The 25,260-nt window shown below is 74.9% G+C and carries 21 protein-coding genes; 17 read left to right on the forward strand and 4 right to left on the reverse strand.

The features are described 5' to 3' along the window. Positions 1 to 171 precede the first annotated feature (171 nt). From AFM16_RS12740 to AFM16_RS12770, 7 genes are all read left to right on the forward strand, one after another. Positions 172 to 810 carry a toxin-antitoxin system, toxin component family protein gene (locus AFM16_RS12740; protein WP_179123269.1) on the forward strand — a complete coding sequence of 213 codons (639 nt, stop codon included), beginning with the start codon at positions 172 to 174 and terminating at the stop codon, positions 808 to 810. After that, positions 807 to 2,039 (forward strand): DUF6545 domain-containing protein, encoded by a 1,233-nt coding sequence (locus AFM16_RS12745; protein WP_030796168.1) that lies wholly within the window; start codon positions 807 to 809, stop codon positions 2,037 to 2,039. The genes AFM16_RS12740 and AFM16_RS12745 overlap by 4 nt, the downstream gene beginning before the upstream one ends. 284 nt (positions 2,040 to 2,323) lie before the next feature. Beyond that, positions 2,324 to 2,914 carry a hypothetical protein gene (locus AFM16_RS12750; protein ID WP_030796170.1) on the forward strand — a complete coding sequence of 197 codons (591 nt, stop codon included), beginning with the start codon at positions 2,324 to 2,326 and terminating at the stop codon, positions 2,912 to 2,914. A 178-nt stretch (positions 2,915 to 3,092) separates the two neighbouring features. Continuing rightward, positions 3,093 to 3,599, forward strand: coding sequence for a hypothetical protein (locus AFM16_RS12755; protein ID WP_030796172.1), 507 nt, complete (start codon positions 3,093 to 3,095; stop codon positions 3,597 to 3,599). Next, on the forward strand, positions 3,596 to 4,837 hold the full coding sequence (locus AFM16_RS12760; protein ID WP_078633373.1) for an MAB_1171c family putative transporter: 1,242 nt from the start codon (positions 3,596 to 3,598) through the stop codon (positions 4,835 to 4,837). Before AFM16_RS12755 ends, AFM16_RS12760 begins: the two co-directional genes overlap by 4 nt. Then, positions 4,834 to 6,009 carry an MAB_1171c family putative transporter gene (locus AFM16_RS12765; protein WP_078633374.1) on the forward strand — a complete coding sequence of 392 codons (1,176 nt, stop codon included), beginning with the start codon at positions 4,834 to 4,836 and terminating at the stop codon, positions 6,007 to 6,009. Before AFM16_RS12760 ends, AFM16_RS12765 begins: the two co-directional genes overlap by 4 nt. A gap of 65 nt (positions 6,010 to 6,074) precedes the next feature. Next, entirely contained in the window at positions 6,075 to 7,502 is a 1,428-nt protein-coding gene (locus AFM16_RS12770) for an FAD-dependent monooxygenase (protein WP_078633375.1), read from the forward strand. A 40-nt stretch (positions 7,503 to 7,542) separates the two neighbouring features. Here AFM16_RS12770 and AFM16_RS12775 read toward each other — a convergent pair whose 3' ends face one another. Continuing rightward, positions 7,543 to 8,430 carry an SMP-30/gluconolactonase/LRE family protein gene (locus AFM16_RS12775; RefSeq protein WP_078633376.1) on the reverse strand — a complete coding sequence of 296 codons (888 nt, stop codon included), beginning with the start codon at positions 8,428 to 8,430 and terminating at the stop codon, positions 7,543 to 7,545. Then, positions 8,427 to 9,200, reverse strand: coding sequence for an IclR family transcriptional regulator (locus AFM16_RS12780; protein WP_030796182.1), 774 nt, complete (start codon positions 9,198 to 9,200; stop codon positions 8,427 to 8,429). The genes AFM16_RS12775 and AFM16_RS12780 overlap by 4 nt, the downstream gene beginning before the upstream one ends. Positions 9,201 to 9,333: 133 nt before the next feature. On the opposite strand from AFM16_RS12780, the gene AFM16_RS12785 reads away from it, so the two are divergent. Beyond that, positions 9,334 to 9,981 (forward strand): hypothetical protein, encoded by a 648-nt coding sequence (locus AFM16_RS12785; RefSeq protein WP_107419072.1) that lies wholly within the window; start codon positions 9,334 to 9,336, stop codon positions 9,979 to 9,981. A gap of 10 nt (positions 9,982 to 9,991) precedes the next feature. Here the strand turns inward: AFM16_RS12785 and AFM16_RS12790 are convergent, their stop codons facing one another. After that, positions 9,992 to 10,873 (reverse strand): ATP-grasp domain-containing protein, encoded by an 882-nt coding sequence (locus AFM16_RS12790; RefSeq protein WP_078633378.1) that lies wholly within the window; start codon positions 10,871 to 10,873, stop codon positions 9,992 to 9,994. 177 nt (positions 10,874 to 11,050) lie between these two features. Here AFM16_RS12790 and AFM16_RS12795 point away from each other — a divergent pair, with 177 nt between their 5' ends. From AFM16_RS12795 to AFM16_RS12835, 9 genes are all read left to right on the forward strand, one after another. After that, entirely contained in the window at positions 11,051 to 12,160 is a 1,110-nt protein-coding gene (locus AFM16_RS12795; RefSeq protein WP_078633379.1) for a MerR family transcriptional regulator, read from the forward strand. Positions 12,161 to 12,203: 43 nt separating this feature from the next. Then, a complete protein-coding gene (locus AFM16_RS12800; RefSeq protein WP_078633380.1) occupies positions 12,204 to 13,664 on the forward strand; it encodes an acyl-CoA synthetase in 1,461 nt (486 codons plus the stop codon). Then, the gene (locus AFM16_RS12805; RefSeq protein WP_078633381.1) at positions 13,661 to 15,016 is read left to right on the forward strand and encodes a carboxyl transferase domain-containing protein; all 1,356 of its coding nucleotides are present in this window, start codon (positions 13,661 to 13,663) and stop codon (positions 15,014 to 15,016) included. The genes AFM16_RS12800 and AFM16_RS12805 overlap by 4 nt, the downstream gene beginning before the upstream one ends. Positions 15,017 to 15,092: 76 nt before the next feature. Beyond that, positions 15,093 to 15,461 (forward strand): CU044_2847 family protein, encoded by a 369-nt coding sequence (locus tag AFM16_RS12810; protein ID WP_078633382.1) that lies wholly within the window; start codon positions 15,093 to 15,095, stop codon positions 15,459 to 15,461. After that, the gene (locus AFM16_RS12815) at positions 15,458 to 17,185 is read left to right on the forward strand and encodes a VMAP-C domain-containing protein (RefSeq protein WP_078633383.1); all 1,728 of its coding nucleotides are present in this window, start codon (positions 15,458 to 15,460) and stop codon (positions 17,183 to 17,185) included. The genes AFM16_RS12810 and AFM16_RS12815 overlap by 4 nt, the downstream gene beginning before the upstream one ends. 47 nt (positions 17,186 to 17,232) lie before the next feature. After that, the gene (locus AFM16_RS12820) at positions 17,233 to 18,303 is read left to right on the forward strand and encodes an AAA family ATPase (RefSeq protein WP_078633384.1); all 1,071 of its coding nucleotides are present in this window, start codon (positions 17,233 to 17,235) and stop codon (positions 18,301 to 18,303) included. A 201-nt stretch (positions 18,304 to 18,504) separates the two neighbouring features. Beyond that, complete coding sequence (locus tag AFM16_RS38515) at positions 18,505 to 22,620, forward strand: SAV_2336 N-terminal domain-related protein (RefSeq protein WP_306293489.1); 4,116 nt, start codon at positions 18,505 to 18,507, stop codon at positions 22,618 to 22,620. Positions 22,621 to 22,797: 177 nt separating this feature from the next. Further along, positions 22,798 to 23,835: a rod shape-determining protein gene (locus AFM16_RS12830; protein ID WP_078633385.1), complete on the forward strand. Its 1,038-nt coding sequence runs from the start codon at positions 22,798 to 22,800 to the stop codon at positions 23,833 to 23,835. A gap of 42 nt (positions 23,836 to 23,877) precedes the next feature. Beyond that, positions 23,878 to 24,765, forward strand: coding sequence for an LLM class flavin-dependent oxidoreductase (locus tag AFM16_RS12835; RefSeq protein ID WP_030796204.1), 888 nt, complete (start codon positions 23,878 to 23,880; stop codon positions 24,763 to 24,765). Positions 24,766 to 25,015: 250 nt separating this feature from the next. Here the strand turns inward: AFM16_RS12835 and AFM16_RS12840 are convergent, their stop codons facing one another. Then, entirely contained in the window at positions 25,016 to 25,228 is a 213-nt protein-coding gene (locus AFM16_RS12840; protein WP_078633386.1) for a hypothetical protein, read from the reverse strand. Positions 25,229 to 25,260 lie beyond the last annotated feature (32 nt).

Raw genomic sequence — 25,260 nt, forward strand, 5'->3', positions numbered from 1 at the left:
TTCGGCATTTCGGATGACGCTCGTGACTTCGAACGTGACCGTAGGATCCGTCGCGGCGCGCGTCAAGAGGGCGACGGGCCCTCGGGGTGCGGGCTTCGCGTGACGCGGACACGTCCGCCCGCGTAGTCTCGAACGGCAGCTCGCAGCGACGCGGGAAGGTGAGGGGGTGCGATGGACATCGCGGGCGCGCGGAGGAAGGCGGCCCGGGTCGCCTCGGCCCTGCTCCGCCCTCGTGCGGTCTCCGGCATGCGCGACCTCGCCTCGGAGCTGACCGCGGCCTTGCGCGCACGGCCCCGTCCGCCCACCGGGATACGGGCGTTGTGCGACGCGCTGTGCGAGGAGATGAGCGCGCGGCGCGGCGGGCGTCGGGTGGAACTGCGTTTCGAGCGGTTCCCCGACGAGATCGAGGTCACCGGGCTGTGGCTGGAGTTCCATGACTTCGATCTGGTGATCGTGGAGGAGCGGGCCGAGGCCGTGCAGCAACTGGTCATACTGGGACATGAGTTGTGGCATCTGCACGCCGGGCACGGCCATCACCACTCGGTCGGTTCGGCGGCCGCCGACGCGCTGTCCGACCGGCCGGGCTGGCCGCAGGCGGCCCTCGCGGTGGCCGCGCGTGACGGCTCCCGGGAGCGGGACGAGGCGGAGGCCGACGAGTTCGGGCACCGGCTGGCGGCCGCGTTCCGGCCGCTGCTGACCGGCGAGGCGGGCGGTCCGGGCGGCCTTCCGGGCGCGGACGCGGACGAGCCGCTGGCGCCCGTGCAGCGGTCCCTGGGGTACCGGGGGCGCGGGGGCGGGGCGCGGCGATGACGGAACTCGCGCTGAGCCCGGCGGGGTTCGTCAACGAGTTCTACCCGTCGTTCTGGTGGATCCCCGCCGGGATCCTGGCCGCCGCGCTGGCCATCAAGCTGCCGAGCATCATCCGGCTGTGGAAGGACCCGATGCTGCGGGCGGTGGGCGGCCTGCTGCTGCTCGCGCTGGCGGTGTTCGTGTTCGTGGCGCCGTCGACGATCGCCGGGGTCAACCGGCTCACCGGGGTGTCCAACATCTCCGCGCCGTGGGTGTATTCGCTGCTGACCGCGTTCGGCGGGGCCTGTCTGCTGCTGATCATCACCTGGCGCAACGGCCTGTCCGACCGCTCGGCCCGCACCCGGCGTGCGATGCGCTGGGTGATCATCGGGTACTCCGGGGTGATCGCGGCGCTGTGGGTGCTGTTCGCCCTCGCGGACGTGCCCGTGGAGCGGCTGCGGGACATCGACACGTACTACGCCAACACGCCGTACATGCGCGAGCTGATCCTGCTGTACCTGCTCGCGCACACCAACTCCAGCCTGATCACCAACTATCTGATCTGGAACTGGATCCGCACCGACGGGCTCGACGCCTGGCTGCGCTGGGGGCTGAAGTTCCTCGGGGTGGGCTACGCGCTCCAGTTGGCCTTCGACGCGGCCAAGCTGACGGCGCTGGTGGCCCGCTGGAACGACCGGGACCTCGACTGGCTGAGCACGGCCGTCGCGCCGCCGCTGGCCTGTCTGGCGGCGATCCTGGTGGCGGTGGGCTTCATCCTGCCGCACGCCGGCCAGTATCTGCACGACCGCTGCCGGGTCCGGCTGGCACTGTACGAGCTGCGGCCGCTGTATCTGCTGATGCGGTCGGTCAGCGGGCGCGGCGTGCCGTTCGTGCTGCGCGCCAGCGCCGAACTCCGGCTGATCCGGCGGGAGACGTTCATCCGGGACACCCTGCTGTCCCTGGCCCGCTTCATCGACGAGGACCTGCGCCGGCGCTCCTACGAGGCGGCCGTCGGCCTCGGCTTCCCGGCCCCCCGCGCGAAGGCCCTGGCCGCCGCGGTGACCATCCTCGCCGCCACGACCGCCCGCAGCGGCCCCGGCACCCCCGACCGCACCGCCGACCCGGACACCACGGACCTCCTCCGCGAGATCGGCGCGGTCTCCCGCGAACTCCGCCACGACGAGGACGTCCGCAGGGTCCACTCCCTGGCGACGACGACCCCGGACGAGGACGTGCGGGTCACCAACTGAGCGTGGGCGCCGGTTGCTCGTGCGGAGGCGGGGCCCGGTGTCCCGTACGTCACTCCCCCGTGGTGGCGCTCCTCGCCACCGGGCCCCCGGCGGGCGGAGCTGGTCCGGCGCCGTGGGTCGATCATTTCCTCGGGGATCCTCAACTGTCAACCAACGCTGCTTAATTGGGCAGCTATAGCTGCCGTCACTGGTGGTACGGCGACGCGACCCGATAGCCTCCGCTCAGCCGCGCGCCCCGACCAGGCGCACCGGCACGGGACGACCGGGAGAACAGGGGAGACTCGGTGAGCGACGCCCATGGTTCCCTCGCCGAGGCACGGGAACGCCTTGAGGAACTGACCGACAGCCGGGGCCGGCTGGCCGAGGCGCTCGACGTCGGCGACCTGTCGTACCGCACCGGCATACCCGCCGGGACCGTCGCCGCGCTGCTGGCGGGCGGGGACGTCCCGGAGACCGCTCTCGGCGCGCGCGTCCGACAAAGGCTGGATTTCGTGCGCGAGACCCGGCGCCGGCCCGACGGCAAGCGATACTCGCTGGACGAACTGGCCCGGATCGCGGGCACCAGCCGGCAGTGGCTGAGCGAATGGCGCACCCACGGGCTGCCCAGCCTGGAGCACGCGGACCGCCTCCGCCGCCATTTCGACCTGCCCGCCGGGTTCTTCACCGCCGACGACGCCGAGGCCCTGCACGCCGCGCTCCAGCCCGTGCTGCGCGAACTGGAGGCGAAGAGCGACCCGTTGGCGCCGCTGCGCACCCCGGGCTTCTACCGGCTGGCCCGGCGCGCGCCCCACATGTCCCCGCGCAAACTCCAGGCGCTCGCGGAGTGGGCCGAGATGGTCACGGAGCGCAGCGCCTCGGGCGACGACGACCTCTGACCACGGCACGGGCGGCGTTTTCGGCCACCTCGGGGCGGCCCGCGCCGCCGCTTCATCCGTTGCACCCCACTTCCTCCCCCGCGCCCCGCCCCCGCCCGACCGGGCCGTGGTAGCTGAAGCCGTACGGGACTTGGCATATTGCACGGGATCGAACACCCGCGCAGTCACGGGGAGAGCCGTGCGTACGAAGAGGGAGATGCGACGTCTCGCCGACCTGCTGGTCGACGGCGTCCACGTCCCCGTGCCCGCGGACCCCGAGATCCTGTTCGACGCGGTCGTCGGGGCGGCCGAACGCTGGCGCGGCCGGCGGATCGTCGTGCACCGGGAGGTGTTCCCTCCGCACACCGCCAGCGGACTGTGGCTGGAGCGCGAGACCCACGACGACGTCATCGTGGACAAGCGGGCCGCCGTCTGGCACCAGATCGTGATCTTCTGCCACGAGGTGTGGCACATGCACCAGCGGCGCGCACACGCGCCGGACGGCGCCCTGCACGCCGCCGCCCGCTCCGACTTCACCCTCGCCGACGAGCAGGAGGCCGACCGCTTCGGCATCCTGATGGGCCGCCGCCTGCGCACCTGGCTGGAGGCCCCGCCCGAGTCCGTGTACGCGGTCCCCGGCGACGACGCCCGGGACCTCGCGGCCCGGATCGGCGCCGCCCTCAACTACCGGGGCAACCGCAGGTGACCGCCGTCACGACGGCGACCACCGTGACGCACTACGGCAGCGCCGGCGTCCTCTGGCTCTGCCTCACCGTCCGGACGCCGGAGCTGCTGCGCCACCGCCACGACCCCTCGCTGCGCACCCTGTGCGCCGCCTTGGGCCTGGCGGGCCTGTGCTTCTTCCTCGGCGCCCCGCCGACCGTCGGCGCGGTCAACGACCTCAGCGGGATACCCAACCTGGCCGCGCCGCTGACGTACACGGCCGTCACGGCGTACAGCGCGGCCGCGCAGATGCTGATCGTGCGCTGGCGCGGCGGGGCGCGGGTGTGCCGCACCGCGCGGCGCTGGCTGGTGGCGTACGCGTGCGTCGCCGCCGGGATCGCGGTCACCTTCGCGCTGGGCGAGGCCCCCGTGGAGCGCCGCACCGACCTCGACACCTACTACGCGAGCACCCCGTACATCCGGGAGATGATCCTGCTCTATCTGCTCGCGCATCTGACCGCCGTCGGCTCCACCACGGTCGCGGCGCTGCGCTGGGCCCGCCGGGTGCGCGGCGGGCTGCGGGCCGGGCTGACCACGCTCGGCCTGGGCACCCTGTGCGGGATCGGCTTCAGCACCACCAAGCTCGCCGCGATGGCCGCCCACTGGTCCGGGCGGGACTGGTCGGCGCTCAGCGGCTGGGTCTCGCCGGCCGCGGCCGGGGCGGGCGCGCTGCTGAGCGTCACCGGCGTGATGATCCCGCTCGTCGGGCCCCGTCTCGCCGAACGGCGGCGGGCCCGGCACCACTACGTCCGCCTCGAACCCCTGGAGCGCGCACTGGACGGCGTCCTCGCCCGCCACGCCCTGCGCCTGCCCCGGCCGCGCTGGGCCTCCCCCGTCACCCGGCTGGTGTGGCGCCGCACGAGCATCCACAACGCGCTGAGCCATCTGGACGCCTACGCCGACCGGGAGTTGTACGAGGAGACCCTGCGGGCGGCGCTGCGGCTCACCGGCGACCCCCGGCGGGCCACGGCCACGGCGTGGGCGACGGTGATCGCGGCGGCGGCGCGGGACGAGGCGGCCGCCCGGGGGCCGGAGCCGGGCCCTGCCGCGTCCGACTGGTTCCACGGGCGGGCACCGGACCCGGCGGCGCTGGAGCGGATCGCCGACGCGCTGGCGACCTCGCCGCTGGTCCGGGCGGCGGCTGCTTCCGGTTTCGGATCCGGTTCCGGTGCCGGTTCCGGTGCCAAAGCCGTAGCTGCCGAACGGAGTTCGCGCGCATGAGTGTCGTGGTCTATCTGGCGGCCGCCGTCCTCGCCCTCTCCTCCGCCGTCCTCTTCCGCCGCCCGCGCACGGCCGTCCGCAATCCGCTGACCGTGTCGACCTGCGTGGCGATCCTGCTCGGCGCGATCGTGTTCGTCTGCTCGGCGCCGGTGACCCTGGCCGCCGTCAACTCTCTCACCGGCGTACCGAACTTCGGCGCCCCGCTGACGTACGGCATGCTCACCGCGTACTCCTGCTCGCTGCTGATCCTGCTGATCAACTGGCGGGGCGGGCCGCCCGAGCTGGTGCGGCGGCTGGTGCTGCGCTCCATCGCCGTCTACGCGCCGCTGGTGGTGGCCGTCGTGCTGCTGTTCGTGTTCGCCGACGCGCCCACCGAGCGGCTCACCGATCTCGACACGTACTACGCCAACACGCCCTGCATGCGGGAGATGATCCTGCTCTATCTGCTCGGGCACACGGCCGTGATCGTGGCCATGTCGGTGGTGTGCGTGAAGTGGGGGCGCGAGGTCACCGGGCTGCTGCGGACCGGGCTGCGGCTGATCCTGGCCGGGGCGCTGCTCGACCTGCTGGGTTTCCAGGCGACCAAGTACACGGCGGTCGTGGCCCGTTGGACCGGTCACGACCTGGACTTCCTGTCCACCTCGGTGGCCCCGCCGATGGCCTCGCTGGCCGCGCTGATCTGTTCCGCCGGGTTCGTGCTGCCGCGGCTGCTGCCGGCCGCCGGGGCGCACTGGCGGGGGCTGCGCGACCACCGGCGGCTCGGACCGCTGTGGTCCCGGGTGGGGTTCGTGTCGACGGCGCCCAAACCGCCCGCGTCCTGGTGGCGGTTGCCGGAGGAGCGGCTGCACTGGCGGGAGGTCGCCATCCATGACGCGCTGCTCGCGCTGGCGCCCTATTTCGACGACACGGTCCGGGAGCGGGCGCGGGCGGGCGCCCTGCGGGAGGGGCGCGGTGAACACGAGGCGCGGGTCGTCGCGGAGGCCGCGATGCTGGCCGAGGCGGCCCGCCGGGCCGCCGCCGCGGAGGCTCCGCAGGAGACATTGAGCACGTACCGGCTGCACGCGACGGAGGTCTCCGGTGCCGGTGGCCTGGTCGAATTGGCACAGGCTCTGGGCCGAACCCCTGCCTCGGACACGGCGCGTGAAGGTACGGTGAAAGCCTTCCATGGCTGAATACCTGCCCCTTCCGCCCGGTGCCTTCATGGCCGAGGGCTTCATGGCCGAGTTCGAGGAGCCCCATGTCGCGTAGAGCTGTCGTCATCGGTGCCGGTCTGGCCGGCATGCTGGCCGCGGCGGCCCTGTCCACCGCCGTGGACGAGGTCGTCGTCCTGGAGCGCGACGAACTGCCCGAGGGGCCGGAGCACCGCAAGGGCCTGCCGCAGGGGCGTCACGCCCATCTCCTCATGGCCGGTGGCCTGGCCGCCATGGAGGATCTGGTGCCGGGGGTGAGCATGCGCAAGCACCTGCTCGCGGCGGGTGCGCGGGAGATCTCGATCAGTTCGGGGATGGTGGCGCTGACGCCCGAGGGCTGGTTCCGGCGCTGGCGTCACGAGGGTCCGCAGATGCTGACGTGCAGCCGGGCGCTGCTGGACTGGGCGGTGCGGAGCGCGCTCCTCGACCATACGGACGTCCGGATCCGCAAGGGGCAGGTGACCGAACTCCTGGGCGGCGCCGACCGGGTGACGGGCGTACGGGTCTCTTCCGCCGAAGGCGAGGAGGAGTTGGCGGCGGAGTTCGTGGTGGACGCGAGCGGCCGCGGCTCACGGGTCGTCAACTGGCTTGATTCACTTGGTATATCGGGAATACGTGAGAAGACCGTGGACGCCGGTCTGGTCAACGCCACCCGGGTGTACCGCACGCCCGAGGGCGCCGGGGACTTCCCGCTGACGATCATCCAGGCCAACCCGTATCAGTCCCGGCCGGGGCGCAGCGGCATGGTGCTGCCGATCGAGGGCGACCGGTGGATGGTGAGCCTCGCGGGGACCCGGGGCGGCGGTGAACCCCCGTCGGATCCCGAGGGTTTCCTGCGGTACACGCTCGATCTGCCCGACCCGATCGTGGGCCGGCTGATCTCGGGGGCGGAGCCGCTGACCGACATCCACGTCAGCCGCAGCACCAGCAACCACCGGCGCTATCTGGAGAAGTCCCGGCGGTGGCCGGAGCGGTTCGTGGTCCTCGGCGACGCGCTGGCCACGTTCAACCCGGCCTACGGGCAGGGTATGTCGGTGGCGGCGCTGGGGGCGCGGGTGCTGAGCCGTGAGCTGACCCGCACCTCTCTCACCGAGCCCGGCCTGGCCCGGCGGGTGCAGCGCGGGGCGGCCGGGTCGGTCAACGCGGCCTGGACGATGGCGGTCAGCCAGGACGTCTGGTTCCCGGAGACCCAGGGCGGCTCCCCGACCGTCGCCGACCGCCTGCTGACCCGCTACAGCCGCCGTCTGATCCGCACGGCGACCGGCTCCTACCGCGCGGCCTCCGCCGTCTGGGACGTCACCAGCATGACCTCCGGGCCGGAACGCCTCCTCCACCCCACCACCGTCCTGGCCACCCTGACCGGCCCCCCGCTCCCGCCGTCCTCCAGCGCCCCCCTGACGGACCAGGAACGCGAGACCCTGCGGAGCCTGGACCGGACGACGGACGAGGACGACGAGGTGAAGACGGGAGGGTGAGGACGGGCAGGTGATGGCGGGGAAACCGGCCCGGGGGCCGTCACCCCGCGAACGCCAGTTGGGGCAGGCCCCGGCCCGCGTTCGGGATCACCAGGAGGGAACCCGCCAGGGGGTGGGGGGAGTCGAGGCCCACGCGGGCTGTCGTGACGTACAGGTCGGTCAGGGCGGGGCCGCCGAACGCGCAGGCCGTGACGCGGGGGGTGGGGAGGGGGATCGCGCGGTCGAGGGTGCCGGTGGGGGTGTAGCGGCGGATCGCCGAACCGTCCCACAGGGCCACCCAGACGCAGCCGTCCGCGTCCACCGTGAGGCCGTCGGGGAAGCCCGCGCCCTCCTCGATCTCCGCGAACGGGCGGCGGTGCGACACGCGGCCGTCCGCGGGGTCGACGTCGAACACGTCGATCCGGCGGGTGGGCGAGTCGATGTAGTACATGCGCGTGCCGTCCGGGCTCCAGCCCGTGCCGTTGCTGACCGTCACGTCGTCGAGGACGGTCTCGACGGGGCCGTCCGCGCCGTAGCGGGTCAGCGTGCCGCCGCCGGGAGCCTCGTCGTAGCGCATCGTGCCGGCCCACAGCGTGCCGTCGGGGGCCACGGCGGCGTCGTTCGCGCGGCGCCCCGGGACCGGCTCGCGGTGCAGCCAGCGGAAGGTGTCGTCCGGGTCGAGGAGCCCCACGCCGTCCCGCAGGTTCAGCACCAGGCCGCCGCCCGCGCGGGGCTTGACGGCGCCCACGTGCTGGTCGGTCACCCGGACCGTGCGCCGGCCGGTCGCCGGGTCGTAGCCGTGCACGCGGGAGCCGAGGATGTCGATCCACAGCAGCCGCCCGGCGGCCGCGTCCCAGGTCGGCCCCTCGCCGAGCGTCGCCTCGGCCCGGACCGCCACCTCGTACGAGGAGAAGGCCGAGGACGAGAAGGCCGAGGACGTCGCCGTCACGCCACGCTCCGGTGCCCCAGCAGCTCGGACAGCTCCGCCGCGCCCTTGGCCGCGAGCTGCTCCAGCTCGGCCCGGCGCGCCTCGCTCCAGCGGATCATGGGCACCGAGATGGACAGCGCGGCCACGACCTGCCCGGTGCGGTCGCGGACCGGCGCGGCGACACAGCTCACGTCCGGGTTGGACTCCCGGCTCTCGACGGCGATGCCCCGCTCCCGGATCTCCGCCAACGCCTCGCGCAGCACGGCCGGTTCGGTGATGCTGTTCGGCGTCATCCCGGCCAGCTCGGCGTCGTCGGGAATACGCGCGGCCAGCTCCGGCTCGGGGAGGGAGGCGAGCAGCATCTTGCCGACGGAGGTGCAGTGGGCGGGCAGCCGACGGCCCGCCGCCGACACCATCCGCACCGCGTGCGTGGAGTCGACCTTGGCGATGTAGATGACGTCGGTGCCCTCCAGGATCGCCACGTGGACCGTCTCGTCACACGTCTCGGCGACACTGCGGGCGACATGCTGACCCTCGGCGGCGAGGTCGAGCTGCTCCGCGTAGCGGCTGCCGAGCTGGTACGGGCGGACGCCGAGGCGGTAGCGTCCGGGCTGCCCGGGCAGCGGCACGATGTAGGAGCGGGCGGCGAGCGTGGTGACCAGCTCGTGCACGGTGGTGCGCGGAAGTTGCAGTCGGCGCACTATGTCGGGGGCGGAGAGCGTCCCGTCCCCGTCGAGGAAGAGCTCGAGAATGTCGAGAGCCCGGGTCACGGCTGGTACAAGACGTCCCACGACCGGCCCCCTCCCTGTTCGTCGGCCTGTGTTCGAAATATCAACAGGCGATCGGCATGACGAACACAGGCTAGTCACATCGGCCCGCACCGGGCAATGGTCGGGAAACGCGCGGTACGCCAGGATGGGACGCATGCCGACCCAGAAACGCCTCACCGGCTCGTTCACGGCGCTCGACTTCCAACTGGTCCTGCTGCGCCGGATGGCCGATCACAACCATGACCTGGTCGAGGACGCACGTCATCGACTCGGCGTCACCCTCGCACAGGCACGCGAGGCCAGCAAGCGCTGGCAGGCCATGATCCACTCACCGCACGCCCGGGGCGCCCTGCCCCGCTACCACTCGGTCCTCGGCGAACCCGAGTCCCGCACCCCCCGCCGGATCGGCGACCTCGACTGCGAGGCATGGCTCTGGCCGCTCCCGCTCTGGCCCGACCTGCGCTTCGAGGTGCTGGTCACCGGCAACCGGTCCGTGGCCAACGAGTGGCTGGTGCGCGCCCCCGGCGCCAAGGCCCCCGACCTGCACACCCTCGACGACCTCACCCCCTGGTCCTGCACGGTGGACGAGGTCGCCCGCGCCTTCGCCCCCGCCCGCCCCCTGGAGGGCACCGCCCCCACCCGCTGGGGCCTCGCCTTCACCGCCCCGGACGGCAACGGCGAACAGCGGGAGGCGACGGCCGAGTTCACCTGGGGCCTGCTCCAGCGGGTCTCGGTGGACGACGGGTCGCGGGACGAATCGCCGTACGGGCACGGGCACGGGCCGTACGGCGGGGGTTACTGACGACTCCGGCTCAGGCCGTGGCGAGGATCCCCTCGACCACCCCGGCCACCGACTCCGGGTGAAGGAACAGGAACAGGTTCGGTTCGACCAGTTCCAGCTCCATCACCTGCGGGCGGCCGTCCTCGTCGTCCACCAGGTCCACGCGCGCGTACAGCAACTCGTGGGCGGCGACGGGGACGGCGGCCAGGGCGGTCGCCAACGCCCCCTCCGCGACGGCCCGTTCATCGGCGGTAGGGCGGTGGCGGGTGAGGTCCGGGTGGGCCACCTTGCGGGCGTCGTACGGCGTGCCGGGGGCGAGCACCGGGCCCTTGCGGCTGGCGTGCAGAAGCCGGCCCCCGAAGAACTGGAGCGCCCGCTCCCCGCCGCTGTCGATGCCCTTCACATAGGGCTGCACCATCGCGGTGAAGCCCTCCGCGTGCATGCGCGCGAGCTGCCGTACGGCAGTGTCGTGCTCGTCCGGCGTGTAGCGGGCGGCGAAGCGCGCGCCCGCGCCGGAGGTCGGCTTGACCACGAACTCCCGGCCGTCGGGCAGCGCCACGGCCTCCCCCGGCGCCAGATAGGCCGTCGGGACGGTGGGCACCCCGGCCGCCGCCAGCTCGCCGAGGTACCGCTTGTCGGCGTTCCAGGCCACCACCTCGGCCGGATTGGCCAGCCGGGTCACCGCGGCGGTCTCGCGCGCCCAGGCCAGGAACTCGGCGGCCCTCCAACTGTAGTCCCAGGTCGAACGGATCAGCGCGAGATCGAAGGCGGCCCAGTCGGTGCCCGGCTCGTCCCACGTCACGGTCCGCGCGTCCGCCCCCGCCGCGCGCAGCGCCGCCTCCAGCACCGGCAGATCGCGGTCGGCGGCCACCTCGGGTCCTGGCCGGCAGGTGACGAGAGCGATGCGGGGCACGGCGGGCTCCAGTTCGTACGATTGTCCGATCCCCGGCAGGCTAACAAGGGGCGCCTCTACCGGCCCCGGCCCACCCCGGCCGCGGCCCCGGCACCGGCCCCCGCTCCGGTCGCTTGACCTTCCCCTTCGGTGAAGCCGCAGCATCGGTCCCGGAAACGAGAAAGGAACGGGGTTCCCATGCGGATGCTCACGATCGGCGCCTTCGCCCGCGCCGCCCGGCTGTCCCCGAAGGCCCTGCGCCTCTACGACGAACTGGACCTGCTGCGCCCCGCCCGGGTGGACCCGGACACCGGCTACCGCCACTACGCGGTCGCGCAGCTCGAACAGGCTCGGCTGGTGGCGTGGCTGCGGCGGCTCGGGATGCCCCTGGCCCGCATCCGTGAGGTCTGCGCGCTCACCGACCCGGCCGACGCCGCCCGCGAGATCCGCGCCTACTGGGCGCGGGTGGAGGCGGAGACGGCGGCCCGGCGGGATCTGGCCCTGTTCCTGGTCGACCAACTGTCCGGCACCACGGAAAGGGAACCCACCACCATGCTCACACTCCGCCACAGCGCCCACTCCGACCGCGGCCGGGTCCGGCCCGTCAACCAGGACACCGCCTACGCGGGCGGCCGGCTGCTCGCCGTCGCCGACGGGTTCGGCCCGGCGGGCGGTCCCGCGAGCAGCGCCGCCGTCGAGGCCCTGAGGTTCCTCGACACCGAGGCGCCCCCGGCCGGCGGCGTGCTCAACCTGCTGGAGGACGCGGTCCGCGCGGCGACGGACGCCGTACGGGACGTCGCGGACGGCTCGGACGAGGTCGGCACCACGCTCACCGCCCTGCTGTGGACCGGATCGCAGCTCGCGCTCGTGCACATCGGCGACACGCGGGCGTACCTGCTGCGCGACGGCGCGCTGTTCCGGGTCACCCACGACCACACGCTCGTCCAGTCGCTCGTCGACGAGGGGCGGCTGACCCCGGAGGAGGCCGAGACCCATCCGCAGCGGACCCTGCTGCTCAAGGCGCTCACCGGGGCCGCCGGGACGGGGGCGGGAACGGGTGGCGCGTCCGGGTCCTACGATCTGCGGCTGCACGAGGCCCGGCGCGGCGACCGCTATCTGCTCTGCTCCGACGGACTGTCGACAACCCTCCCCGAGGACACCCTCCGCACCCTGCTCTCCGCCGCCCCCGACCCCGCCGCCGCGGTCACCGCCCTGATCGACGCGGCGAACGAGGCCGGCGGCCCGGACAATGTGAGCTGTGTCGTGGCGGACGTGGTCGAGGCGGTGAGTGGGGAGGAGGCAGGGTAGGAAGGCCCACGTCGCCGTCGACCCGAGTCCCAGGAGTACCCACGTGTCCTCTCTCTTCCCGGCCCTGGCCGATGATCCGTCCGACCGGATCGCGCTGCGGTTCGGCCCCCGCTCCCTGACGTACGCCCGGCTCGCGGCGGCGGCCGGGGGTGTCGGGGCACGGCTGCGGGACCGGGGGGCGGGGCGGGTCGCGGTGTGGGCGACGCCCTCGCTGGAGACCGCCGTCGCGGTGGTGGGCGTCCTGCACGCGGGGGCGGCCGCGGTGCCGCTCAACCCGAAGTCGGGCGAGAAGGAACTCGCGCACATCCTGTCCGACAGCGCCCCGGCGCTGGTGCTGGCGGCGCCGGGGGACGAACTGCCGGAGGCGCTGGGCGGGTTGGAGCGGATCGATGTCGATGCTCTCGCTGTTGAAGGACCCGTTTCGGCGACGGCTCCGGCTCCCGTGGACGACGAGGCCCCCGCCCTCGTCGTCTACACCTCCGGCACCACGGGCCCGCCCAAGGGCGCCGTCATCCCGCGCCGGGCCGTCGCCACCACCCTGGACGCGCTCGCCGACGCCTGGCGGTGGACCGGTGACGACGTCCTCGTGCACGGGCTGCCCCTGTTCCATGTGCACGGGCTGGTGCTGGGCATTCTCGGCCCGCTGCGCCGGGGCGGGTCGGTACGGCACCTCGGGCGGTTCTCCACCGAGGGCGTCGCCCGCGAGCTGAACTCGGGCGCGACCATGCTGTTCGGGGTGCCGACGATGTACCACCGGATCGCCGAGGCGCTCCCGGACGAACCGGAGCTGGTGAAGGCGCTCGCCGGGGCGCGGCTGCTGGTGTCCGGCTCGGCCGCGCTGCCCGTCCACGACCACGAGCGGATCGCGGCGGCCACGGGGCGGCGGGTGATCGAGCGGTACGGCATGACGGAGACCCTGATGAACACCGCCGCGCGCGCCGACGGCGAGGCCCGTCCGGGCACCGTCGGCGTGCCGCTGCCGGGCGTGGAGCTGAGGCTGGTGGAGGAGGACGGCTCGCTCGTCACCGCCCTCGACGGGGAGAGCGTCGGGGAGATCCAGGTGCGCGGCCCGAACCTGTTCACCGAGTACCTCAACCGGCCCGACGCGACCGCCGCCGCGTTCACCGCCGACGGCTGGTTCCGCACCGGGGACGTGGCGGTGCGCGACCCGGACGGCCAGGTGCGGATCGTCGGCCGCAAGGCCACCGACCTCATCAAGAGCGGCGGCTACAAGATCGGGGCCGGGGAGATCGAGAACGCCCTGCTGGAGCATCCGGGGGTGCGCGAGGCCGCCGTCACCGGGGAGCCGGACGCCGACCTCGGGGAGCGGATCGTGGCGTGGGTGGTACCGGTGGATCCGCAAGCACCGCCCGGCACGGCCGAGTTGGCGGACCATGTGGCCCGACGGCTCGCCCCGCACAAGCGCCCCCGCGTGGTCCGTCACCTGGACGCGCTGCCCCGCAACGACATGGGGAAGATCATGAAGCGGGCGCTGCCCTCATGACGGGCCGCGAGAGCGCCCGCGAGATCCTGATCCTGGTCGCCGACACCGGCACGTTCACCGAACTCCCGTATCCGCACAGGGACTCCACCCCCGACGGCCCCCTCCGCTGGCCCGGCTACGACGCCTCCCGCGCCCGCGCCGCCGAGCGCACCGGCGAGTCGGAGTCCGTGGTCTGCGGCACCGCCACCGTCGAGGGCACCCGGGCCGTCCTGATCGCCTTCGAGTTCGGCTTCCTGGGCGGCTCGCTGGGCGAACGCACCGGCGACCGCCTGGAGGCGGCCTTCACGTACGCCCGTGAACACCGGCTGCCGGTCGTGCCGTTGGTGGCGACGGGCGGCAGCCGGATGCAGGAGGGCATGGTCGCGCTCACCCAACTCCAGCGGGTGGCACGGCAGTCGGCGCTCACCCGGGAGGCGGGGCTGCCCCAGATCGCGGTCCTGCGGGACCCGACGACCGGCGGCGGCTGGGCCACCCTCGGCGCCGGCGCCGATGTCGTCCTCGCCCTGCCCGGCGCCCAGATCGGCTTCGCCGGCTCCCGGGTCCGCCCTTCGGACGCCGACCCGGCCGCGTACACCGCCGAGGCCCAGGTCGCGGCGGGCTCGGCGGACACGGTCGTACCGCCGGGGGAACTGCGCGGCACGCTGGGAGGATGGCTGCGCCTGCTCACGGACGGGACGACCGCCCCGCCCGAACCCGCCCCCGTTCCGGAGGCGTTGGGGACGGTCCCGGGCCTCCCCGCCTCCGGCTGGGACGCCGTACGGCGGGCCCGCGCGGCCGACCGGCCTCGGGCCGAGCGGTATCTGGACGCCTACTTCACGTACCGGCTCGCGATCTCCGGGGACCGCTGCGGGGGCACCGACCCCGACGGGATGCTGTGCGGCTTCGGCGAACACCGGGGCCGTACCGTCGCGTACGCCGCGCAGACCGGGGCCGCGACCCGGCCCGCCGGGTACCGTACGGCCACCCGGCTGATCCGGCTCGCGGACCGGCTGGGCATCCCGGTGCTGACCCTGGTGGACACCCCGGGCGCCGCCAACGACGCGGAAGCGGAACGGCAGGGGGCGGGCGCGGCGATCGCGGAGCTGTTCGGCGCGGTCGCCACCGCCCGGACCCCGCTGACCACGCTGGTGATCGGCGAGGGCGGCTCCGGGGGCGCGCTGGCGCTCGCCGCGCCCGGCCGCACCTGGGCGGTGCCGGACAGCTACTTCTCCGTCATCGCCCCCGAACTCGCCGCCGCCATCCTCAAACGCCCCCCGGCGCAGGTACCGGAGACCGCCGGTCAACTCCGGATCCGGCCACAGGACGTGGCCGAACTGGGGCTGATCAGGACACGGGACGGGCGGACCCCGTAACAATGGGGATGCACAGAGCCGCAGGACCGGTGCACGGTGAGTCGCGGCACCGCACGGAGAGGACGACGGGGGAACGGTGGAAGGACTGGTGGAGTTCACGACCGACAGCGGGGCCGTGGTGTCCGTGGAGGCGGCCCCGGAGGGCCGTCCCGGCTCCCGGCTGGTCTCCCGCGACGGCACGGTCCGGGCGACCCGCACCTTCGAGGGCGCCCTGGAGGGCGTGCGCACGGCCGCCGAGTCCGCGCTGCGGGTGTTCCGCGACGGCTCGCTGCGGCCCGACGGCGTGGAGATCGAGTTCGGGGTGAAGCTCACGGCGGAGACGGGCGCGGTCATCGCCAAGGGGACGGCCGAGGGACACCTCGTCGTACGGCTGACCTGGTCGCCGCCCGGCAACCCCGCCGCGCCACCCGCCGATCAGGGGCCGGACGCCGTCGTCGCGTCATGAGGAGCGCCGAGTGGCACGCCCGGATCGAGTCCGCGGGACGGGTCGTCGGAGCCGGGTTCCTGGTGACCCCGCGCAAGGTGCTGACCTGCGCCCATGTGGTGAGCGAGGGCCCGCCCGACGCGCTGACGGTCACCTTCCCCGAGCGCCCGGACTGCGCCGCCGTGCCCGCCCGGGTGGTCGCCGACGGCGGCTGGCGCGGCGGGGTCACCGACCCGGGCGACCTCGCCGTCCTGGAGCTGGACCACGACCTGCCGATCGCCCCGGCCGCGCTCGCGCCCGTCGACGCGGCCCACACCGACCGGCACGACCGGCCCCGCAAACTCCTGGTGTACGGCTTCCCGGTCGGCTTCGACGAGGGCACCCTCGCCGAATACCGCATCACCGCCACGCAGTTGCTCAACCGCGAGTGGATCCAGTTGGAGGCGTGGCAGCCCGGCGGCCGGACCCTGGCGCCGGGATTCAGCGGCGCCGCCGTGACCCTGGTCGACACCGGCGAGGTGGTCGGCATGGTGACGGCGGCGGCCGGTGACCCCGGGGTGGCCAACGGGCGGATGATGCCGACCGAGGTCATGGCCCGGCACTGGCCCGGTCTGGAGGGCCTGGTGCCCACCTCCGACCACCGTTCGGCCGACCGCGCCCGGCTGCGCGGCCTGGTCGAACGCGCGGTCCGCGCCGGCCTGGACTGCGACCCCGTACGGCTCTACGGCGCCGCCGCCGCGCCGCTGGATCCGCCCGCGCCCGAGGAGGGCTTCGACTCGCTGTGGTCGGCGGCGCTGTTCGTGCTCTGCGAGATCGACGGGGCGGACGCGGCGGCGACCGTCGCGAGGTTCGCGGACCGGCTGGAGGAGCTGGTCCGGGCGGCCGCCGAAGGACCGGGGCCGGCCGAGGAGCCCGCGGGGGCACCCGAGTGGTCGCCGATCCTCGTCGACCTCCAGCACAGCGGCGCGGGCGACGAACAGGTCCGGGTCGAGGTGTCGGCGTACAGCGGCGGGCGCCGCCATCCGGTCGGCTCCGACACCGTGCCCCGCTCCCGGCTGCGCGCCTACGTCCAGGACCGGATCGAGGCCGCCTTCCGGTATCTGACGCCCGGCAGCGACGAGTTGATCGCCTTCGCGCTGCCCCGCGACTGGATCGACCTGCCCGTCGACCGCTGGGCCAGCGCGCCCGACGACGACACACCGCTCGGCTCGGTCTACCCGCTCGTCGTCACCGACCAGGCACGGCGCCGGGCCGGTGCGCGGCATCAACTGACCCGCGCCTGGCGGCAACTGGACGCGGTACCGGGCGCCCGCGTCCTGCGCGTCGAGTGCGGCAGCGCCGAGGAGCCGCCCCGGCTGCGGATGCGGCTGCGGCGCGCCGAGGCGTGTCTCGCGGGGTTCGCCACCGCCCCGGCCGCGCCGCGCACCCGGCCGCACTTCGACACCACGCTCACCGCGCCCGCGCCGCTGGTCGTCTGGTCCCGGGGCGGCTGCGCCGCCGGTGCCGAGGAGGCGTGCGCGGGCGGGGACGGCTGTGCGGGCAAGTCGTTCCTGGACGAGCTGGACGCCTGCGTGTCCGGCGTCCCGCCCGCCGAACTCCCGCGCGCCGTCCTGGCGTTGCGGGAGGAGGCCGACGCGGAGGAGGGCCACTGGGCGCGGGACATCCAGCTCCTGTGGGACGACCCGCGCGTCTTCACCGACCCCCACGGCCGCGACGGCGCCCTGCCCCGCTCGCCGGTGACCTGACCCGCCCGCTCCGCCCTGCACACGACCGCCCCCGACCCCGGAGAACCATGCCCGACTGGTCCGTCTACACCGGCAACAGCGACAGCCAGCCCCACGACGGCATCGACCGACTGCCCCCGCCGCCGCCCTGGCGGGCGTTCGACGGCGAGCCCGTGCTGCCGCCGCCCGGGGACACCGACGACGAGGCCGCCGTCTCCCCCGACCGCGTCCACCGCGCCCGGACCTATGTGGCGACCCCGGAGAGCGTGCAGTTGGTCAACGCGGCGCTGGTGCTGCGCCGCCCGCTGCTGGTCACCGGCCCGCCCGGCACCGGCAAGTCCTCCCTCGCCTACGCGGTCGCCCGCGAGCTGCGCCTCGGCCCGGTCCTGCGCTGGAACATCACCAGCCGCTCCGCCCTGGCCGACGGGCTCTACCAGTACGACCCGCTGTCCCGGCTCTACGCGGCCCGGCAGGCCGCCCGGACCGGCGCGGCGGCCCCCGGCACGGGCGCGGGCAGGGGCGGCGCGGGCGTACGGGGCGGCGACGGCGTCGAGGACCATCTGCACCTCGGCCCGCTCGGCACCGCCCTGCTCCCCTACGAACGCCCGCGCGTCCTCCTCGTCGACGAGATCGACAAGAGCGACCTCGATCTGCCCAACGACCTGCTGAACGTGCTGGAGGAGGGCCAGTACGAGATCCCCGAACTGATGCGCGCCGCCCGCCACTCGGCCGACGGCACCACCGCCGAGGTGCTCGCCGACGGCACCGACGCCCCGGTCACCGTCACCCGGGGCCGGGTCCGCTGCCGCGCCTTCCCGTTCGTCGTCCTCACCAGCAACGGCGAGCGCGAGTTCCCGCCCGCCTTCCTGCGCCGCTGCGTCCGGCTCAAGCTGCGCCGCCCGGACCGCGAGCAGCTCACCGACATCGTGCGCGCCCACCTCGACACCCCGGCCGGCGAGGCGGAGCACCTCATCAACCGCTTCCTGGCCCGCGCCGCCGACGGCGAACTCGCCACCGACCAGCTCCTCAACGCCCTCTACCTCACCGGCGTGGCCGGCCTCGACGCGGACTCGCGCGACGCGCTGGCCGAGCAGCTCATGCCGTACCTCAGCGCGACGGCGGACGGCGACGGCCTCTGATGACGACGGAGGGGACACGGGACGGCGACAGCGCCGCCCTCGAACGGCTGACGGCACTCCTGACCGCCGCGACGGACACCGCGCCGACGGCCCGCGAACTGGCCGAACTGCTGTGGCTGGCGGGGCGGTTGGACACCGGGGCGGCACCGGACGGGCCAGCGGCCCACCCGACGGCGGCGACGGAGGCATTACCGGCGACCGCTGCCCCGACCCCGCCCCCGGCACCCCGGAACCCGGCGCCCCCCCGCCGTCCCCGGAACCCCCGCCCCCACCCCCGGCGACCGCGTCCCCCTCCACCTGCCCGCCCCGCCCACCGGACAGCCCGGAACGGCGGAGGGGACGGGCGGCGGCCAGGGCTCCCCCTCCCCCCTCCTCGCGCCCGCGCCCCCGATGCTCCCCCGCCCGCTCGCCCTCCAGCGGGCCCTGCGCCCCCTCAAGCGCACGGTGCCCGCGCCCCGCACCCGGCTGCTGGACGACCGGGCGACCGCCGACCGCATCGCCCGCCTCGACGCCCACCCGGACGTCTGGCTGCCCGTGTTCCGCCCGGCCCGGGACCGCTGGCTGCGGCTCAGCCTGGTGCACGACACGGGCCCGACCATGCCGGTCTGGCGGCCCCTGGTGCGTGAACTGCACACCGTGCTGGCCCAGTCGGGCGTCTTCCGCACGGTCACCCTGCACACCGCGACCCCCGACGGCCTCGCCCGGCACGTCCCCGACCCGGGGGACGGCCGTACCGTCACCCTCGTCGTCAGCGACTGCACGGGCCCGCAGTGGCACGCGGGCCCGGCGGGCGCCCGCTGGTACCGCACCCTGCGGCACTGGGCGTCCCGGATGCCGCTGGCCGTCGTCCAGCCGCTGCCCGAACACCTGTGGGCGACCACGGCGTTGCCCGCGGAACCGGGCCTGCTGCTGTCCCCCGGCGCGGCGGCCCCGCTGTCCGCCCTGACGTTCACCCCCTACGACACCGACACGGCACCGGCACCCCCGGGCGCGGTCCCGCTGCCCGTCCTGGAGCCGGGGGCGCCGTGGCTCGCCAACTGGGCCTCCCTGGTGGCGAGTCCGGGCGGCGGTCACGTGCCGGGCGCGGCGGCCCGGCTGCCGGTGGCGCCCGCGCCGGTGCCGCCCGAGGCGTCCGTCGTGCCGCCGGCCCAGGACCTCGTCCTGCGGTTCCGGGCGACGGCGTCCCCGGAGGCGTTCCGGCTCGCCGGGCATCTGGCGCTGGCCGTGCCGTCGGTGCCGGTGATGCGGCTCGTGCAGCGGGCCGTGGAACGCGATCCGCGCCCGCAGCATCTCGCCGAGGTCATCCTGAGCGGCATGCTCACGGCGGTACCGGGTCCGCCCGGCTCCTACGACTTCCGCCCCGGCGTCCGCGACCTCCTGCTGCGCACCCTGCCTCGCACGACGCGCGGCCGCACCCGTGAACTCCTGGACCGGATGGGCCACTTGATCGACGCCCGCGCGGGTCTGACGGCGGGCGAGTTCCGCGCGACCCCCGGCGGCGGCACGGGCACCGCCGACCCCGGCCCGGCGTTCGCGACGGTGAGCGAGGAGACGGTACGCCGTCTGGGCGGCACACCGGCACCGGATGCGGGGCTGGTGGCGGGACGGTACCGGCTGCTCGGGCGGCGGGGGCCCGGGCAGCGGATGTGGCGGGCGGTGGACGAACACACCGACCGTCCCGTCGTCGTCCACCGCTACCCACCGCAACCGGCCCCGCAGGAGCGGTTCCTGCGCGAGGCGGAGACCCTGGCCGGCATCGAGGATCCCCATGTGGTGCGGATCCTGGACTACGGCGTCGAGGGCAAAACCCCTTATCTGGTGGCGGAGTTCGTGGACGGGGTGACACTGACCGAGTTGATCCGCGGGAGCGGTCCGGGGGTGTCCGTGGCGGTGTTCGTCCGGCTGGCCCGAGGTGCCGACGAAGGGCTGCGGACTCTGCACCGGCACGGGCTGGTGCGCGGCCAGGGCGACCGCGACGGCCTGCTGCTGCGGCCGGACGGCACGGTCGTCCTCAGCCGGTTCGCCCTGGGCGAGAAGCCCGGACACCTGGGTCCCGAGTCCGACCGGGACGACCTGCGCCGTCTGCTGACCGGGCTGGCCCGAACCCTGCCCGGCGTGCCCGCGGAGACCCGACGGGCCCTGGTCCAGGACGGCGACCACCGGACACCGGAGCTGGTGGGCCTCGACCCCGGCCCCCTGAGGATCCGCATGCTGGGCCCCCTGCGCATCACACGCCACGACGAGTCCCTGCCCCTCCCCTCCCCGGAGGCCCAGGCACTGCTGTGCATGCTGGCCCAGCGCCCCGGACGCCGTATCTCCTACGACCAACTGGCCGCCGGACTCTGGGAGGAGCCGGGGGCCGGGTCCTCCGCCCGCGTCGACCTGCTGGCCAGAGAGCTGGCCGAGCTGCTCGGCCCCGGCACCCTGGCCTCCCCGTCCGACGGCCACGCCCTGCACGCCCCCGGCATCGACATCGACGCCCTCACCTGCGAGGAGGCCGACCCCTCCGACGCCCTCGCCCTCTTCCACGGCGACCCCCTGGACGGCGTCCCCGGGCCCGCCGCCCAGGCCGCCCGGACCCGGCTGCGGGAGCTCCACGACCGGCTCCGGGAACGCCACGCCGCCGACCACCCGCCCGCGGCCACCCCCACCCTCCTCATCGAGACCACCGCCGACCTCACCGCCCGCCCCGAGTCCCGGATCACCCTCGAATACGCCGTCCACGAGGTCCTCACCCGGGGTGCTCTGACGGCGCAGCAGTACGAGATGCGGGTCCGACCGGACGGGTACGCCGTCGAGTTCACCCCCGACGCGTATCTCCTCCCCCTCCTCGCGGCGGCCCTGCGCTGGCTGCCCGGCCCGCTCGCCGAGCTGGCCGACCCCCCTCGGCTGCGGGTGACGTTCCGGGACGGGGAGACGGCCGGCGCCGCCCCGCCGGACCACCCGGCCCCCGTCGTCCTCACCGTCCCGCCCGCCCTCTTCGAGGCGTTCGCCGGGAGTTCCGCCGCCGCAGGACCGCACCGCTTCCACCCCGTGTACGGCGACGGCCCGGGCGCCCCGCCCGTCGCCTGGTACTGCCCGCTGCCCCCGGCGGAGGAGCCCCGTGACCTGGTCCGGGGCCCGCTCATCACCCGTGATCTGCGGCAGCTCGGCGTCCCCGCGCCCGGCCGGACGGCCGTCGTGCACACCCGGCCGGGTGTCCCGCCGGCGCTCCTCGACCCGGCGGCGCCGTACGGTGCCGGACCGCGCCGCCCCGCCAGCTACTACGAGGTCGACCTCACCCCCCGGCACGCGCTGCACCATCTGCCGCTGCCCAGCTCGGGCAAGGGCACCTTCACCGCGGCCGTGGCGCTGACCTGGCGGGTCACCGACCCGGTGGCGTTCGTACGGGCCGAGGTCACCGACGTACAGGCGCGGCTGCTGGACCATCTGGCGGCGGCCGGTCCGCGGATCACCCGGCACCACTCCCCGCGCCGCCCCGCCGGTGCGCAACGGGCCCTCAACTCCCAGCTCGGCCGCTGGCCGGTCCCGGGCGTCGAGGTGATCTGCACGGCCACCCTCGCCCCGGAACACGCCCCGCCGCCCGAGGTACCGGGGCCCGGGCCCGGCCCCGCCGCCGTCCCGCTGTCGGAGCTGCTGGCCGACGCCGAGACCGTACTGCTCGGCTTCGACGGGCCGTTGACCAGGCTGTTCCCGGCGGCGGCCGCCCGGGACGCGGCCCGGGACCTGATGGCGCTCGTGGTCGAGCACCGCAACCCCGAGGACGCCCTGGCCGGGCGTGCGGCGGGCGACCGGGGTGCGGCGCGGGAGCTGTTCGTGCATCCGCTGGACGTGCTGCGCGCCTTCGCGCACGACCGGCTCGGCCCGCTGCTGCGGGACCGGCTGGACGAGCTGGAGCTGCTCGCCGTACCGGACGCGCCGGTCACGCACCGCTCCGCCGCGCTGGTCCGCGCCCTGCACCATTCGGGGCGCCGGGTCGGTGTCGTCACGGACGTCTGCGCACCGGCCGTCCACCGGTATCTGGAGGGGATCCTGATGCCGCTGCGGGCCGGGGTGCACGGCCGCGCCGCCGACCTCACCCGGCTGATGCCGCACCCCGACTGTCTGCGGCGCGCGCTGCCGCCCGGGGACGGGGCGGCGCGCGCCGCCGTGCTGATCGGCTCCACGGTCGCCGAGCTGACCGCCGCCCAGCAGGTGGGCCTGCGGTTCGTGGGCCTGGCCCGCAACCCCACGATCGAGCAGCGGCTGCGCGAGGCGGGCTGCGCGCTGACGGTGCCCTCCCTCACCCCGGTCCTGGAGGCGGCCCGGGCCCTGTGACGGGTGCCCCGGCGGGAGGAACCCCCGTTCGGGCGCGCCCCGCCCGGCCCACCTGAAAAGGCGGCCCGCACCGCGCCCGCGCACGATGCGAAGGAGGCCGATCGCAAGGCGGCCCCACGCACACGAGGCCCGCCCGCCCGGCGGCCCCCACGGTCTGCGCTCTCGGGAGGACCTGCCATGACCGCCAGTCTGGAGCAGCTACGCCGCTGCCACTTCGCCGTCGACCTCGGTGCGGCGCGGACCCGGGTGTATGTGAAGGGGGCCGGGCTGGTCGTGGACCAGCCGTCCGTCGCCGCCGTGAACACCCGCACCGGCGCGCTGATCGCCGTCGGCGAGTTCGCGGAGCGGATGACGGGCCGCACCCCGCACTACATCCGGGTGATGCGCCCGGTCTCCGGCGGCACGGTCGTCGACATCGACATGGCCCAGCGCATGCTGCGGCATCTGCTCGGCGACAAGGTCCGCCGCCAGTTGCGCCGCAAGCCGTTCCTGCGGGGCGCCGCCTGCACCCCGCACGACGCCGATCCGCTCGCGCAGCGCGCGGCGATCGAGACGCTGGTCGGCCTGGGCGCCCGGCGCGTGGAACTCGTCGACACGCTGATCGCCGCCGCCGTCGGCTGCGGGCTGCCCGTGGAACGCCCCGAAGCCACCATGATCATGGTGTGCGGGGCGGCCGCGACGCAGGTCGCCGTGCTCTCCCTGGGCTCGATCGTGACCGCCGAGCGCGTCCCGGTCGGCGGCGAGGCGGTGGACCACGCGATCGTGCAGCACCTGCGCCACGAGCACGAGCTGATGCTCCCCAGCCAGTCCGTACGGCCGCTCCAGCTCGCCCTGTCCGGCAACGGCCTGAGCCCCTACGGTCCCCAGATCACGGAGATCCACGGCCGGGACGTGGCCACCGGCCTGGCCCGTTCGGTCAAGGTCGACACGACGGCCGTGCGGGACGCCATCGAGACCCCGCTGACGGCGGTCCTCGACGGTATCGGCCGGGTGCTGCGGGACTGCCCGCCCGATCTGGTCGCCGACCTCGCGGACCGGGGCATCATGATGGTCGGCGGCTCCGCGCTGCTGCCCGGCTTCGACCACATGCTCCGCCAGGCCACCGGTATGCCGGTGCACATCGCCGAACGCCCCGACATCTGCGCCGCCCAGGGCCTGGGCGCCATGCTGGAGGGCCGCATCGCCGCCCTCGCCCTGGACCCCCTGGCGACCTGACCCGCCACCGGCGGCTCTACGGGTTCCGCTAGGTTCCGCCGTATGACGAACGTACGGATCGGCGTGATGTACGACCGCGACCGGGACCCGGCCGGACTGCCCGCGTTCGCGCGGGCGGCCGAGGCGCTCGGGGTGGACGACCTGTGGGTGGTGGAGGACCTCGGCTGGAACGGCGGGGTGTCGGCGGCGGCCGTGGCCCTGGGCGCGACGGAACGGCTGCGGGTGGGGCTCGGGATCGCGCCCGCCCCGCTGCGCAGCCCGGCGCTGCTGGCGATGGAACTGGCCACCCTGGCCCGGGTGTTCCCGGGCCGGCTGGTGGCGGGCATCGGTCACGGGGTGCGGGAGTGGATGGCCCAGGCCGGGGTCGCGCCCCGCTCCCCGCTGGCGCTCCTGGAGGAGACGATCACGTCCGTACGGGCGCTGCTCAGCGGGCAGCGCGTCACGCTGGACGGGCGTGAAGTACGGCTGGACGGGATCGAGTTGGTGCACCCGCCCGCCGAAGTCCCGCCCGTCGTCGCCGGTGTGGTGCGGCCCCGGTCGCTGGAGCTGTCCGGGCGGGTCGCCGACGGCACGCTGGTCGCCGAGGGGCACGGTCCGCGGGACCTGGCGGAGATCCGGGCGCTGACGGCCGAGGGCGGCGCGGGCCCCGGGCACACCCTGACGGTGTTCGCCTTCGCCCACGCCGGGGACGACCCGGCCGAGGTGTCCCGGACGCTGCGTCCGCACGTCGAGGGTCACGGCGCCTGGCTGGGCCGGCCGCCGGAGGAGGTCTTCACCGTCTCCGGCACCGCGGCACAGGCCGCGGCCCGCGTCGCCGACCTGGCGACGGCCGGCGCGGACACGGTCGTCCTGCGGATCGTGGGGGCGGAGCCGCTGCGCCAACTGGAGTCCGTGCTGGCGGTGTTGGGGCGTCGGCCCGCGGCCGGGTAGCTCAGTACGGCAGCAGTCGTCCCGAGGGGGTGCGCCGGTCGATCGGCATGTCGCGAGGGGTGGCCGGGCGGCGGATGACACGCACGCGGGTCTGTCGGTTCATGACGCCCTCCTGGGTGCATCGGGACTCGTCGTCGGAGCCTCGGTTCGGGAGGACGCCCCTCCCGACGGTCCCTTACCCACCTCACCACCGAGGCATGCCCACGTCAGTGAATATGCCGGGCGGGCCATGCGGTCCCGGGCGCCGCGCTCAGCCTCCCTGGGCGAGCGTGAGCGCCCCTCCGGCCACCAGGAAGGCGCCGCCCACGACGACGACCGCGGCGATCGCGGCGAGCACCGGCGGACGCAGGATCAGCTTCGGGGCGGGCCCGCCGGCCGTGGCCGCGGAGAGCATCCGGCGCCGTAGCGCGAGCACCCGGAGCCCGGCGTACAGGCTGACGAGGCCCAGGATCAGGTAGTGCATGCGGTCAGCCCTCCAGGCCGTTCTGCGTGATC

This window comes from Streptomyces antibioticus, from assembly GCF_002019855.1.
In the GTDB taxonomy this organism is placed as follows: domain Bacteria; phylum Actinomycetota; class Actinomycetes; order Streptomycetales; family Streptomycetaceae; genus Streptomyces; species Streptomyces antibioticus_B.

Excerpts from the sequence above, each read along its gene's own strand:
- AFM16_RS12740 (WP_179123269.1), top strand. The coding sequence starts at position 172 with ATGGACATCGCGGGCGCGCGGAGGAAGGCGGCCCGGGTCGCCTCGGCC.
- AFM16_RS12745 (WP_030796168.1), top strand. The coding sequence starts at position 807 with ATGACGGAACTCGCGCTGAGCCCGGCGGGGTTCGTCAACGAGTTCTAC.
- AFM16_RS12765 (WP_078633374.1), top strand. The coding sequence starts at position 4,834 with ATGAGTGTCGTGGTCTATCTGGCGGCCGCCGTCCTCGCCCTCTCCTCC.
- AFM16_RS12770 (WP_078633375.1), top strand. The coding sequence starts at position 6,075 with ATGTCGCGTAGAGCTGTCGTCATCGGTGCCGGTCTGGCCGGCATGCTG.
- AFM16_RS12785 (WP_107419072.1), top strand. The coding sequence starts at position 9,334 with ATGCCGACCCAGAAACGCCTCACCGGCTCGTTCACGGCGCTCGACTTC.
- AFM16_RS12795 (WP_078633379.1), top strand. The coding sequence starts at position 11,051 with ATGCGGATGCTCACGATCGGCGCCTTCGCCCGCGCCGCCCGGCTGTCC.
- AFM16_RS12805 (WP_078633381.1), top strand. The coding sequence starts at position 13,661 with ATGACGGGCCGCGAGAGCGCCCGCGAGATCCTGATCCTGGTCGCCGAC.
- AFM16_RS12815 (WP_078633383.1), top strand. The coding sequence starts at position 15,458 with ATGAGGAGCGCCGAGTGGCACGCCCGGATCGAGTCCGCGGGACGGGTC.
- AFM16_RS12820 (WP_078633384.1), top strand. The coding sequence starts at position 17,233 with ATGCCCGACTGGTCCGTCTACACCGGCAACAGCGACAGCCAGCCCCAC.
- AFM16_RS12830 (WP_078633385.1), top strand. The coding sequence starts at position 22,798 with ATGACCGCCAGTCTGGAGCAGCTACGCCGCTGCCACTTCGCCGTCGAC.
- AFM16_RS12835 (WP_030796204.1), top strand. The coding sequence starts at position 23,878 with ATGACGAACGTACGGATCGGCGTGATGTACGACCGCGACCGGGACCCG.
- AFM16_RS12840 (WP_078633386.1), bottom strand. The coding sequence starts at position 25,228 with ATGCACTACCTGATCCTGGGCCTCGTCAGCCTGTACGCCGGGCTCCGG.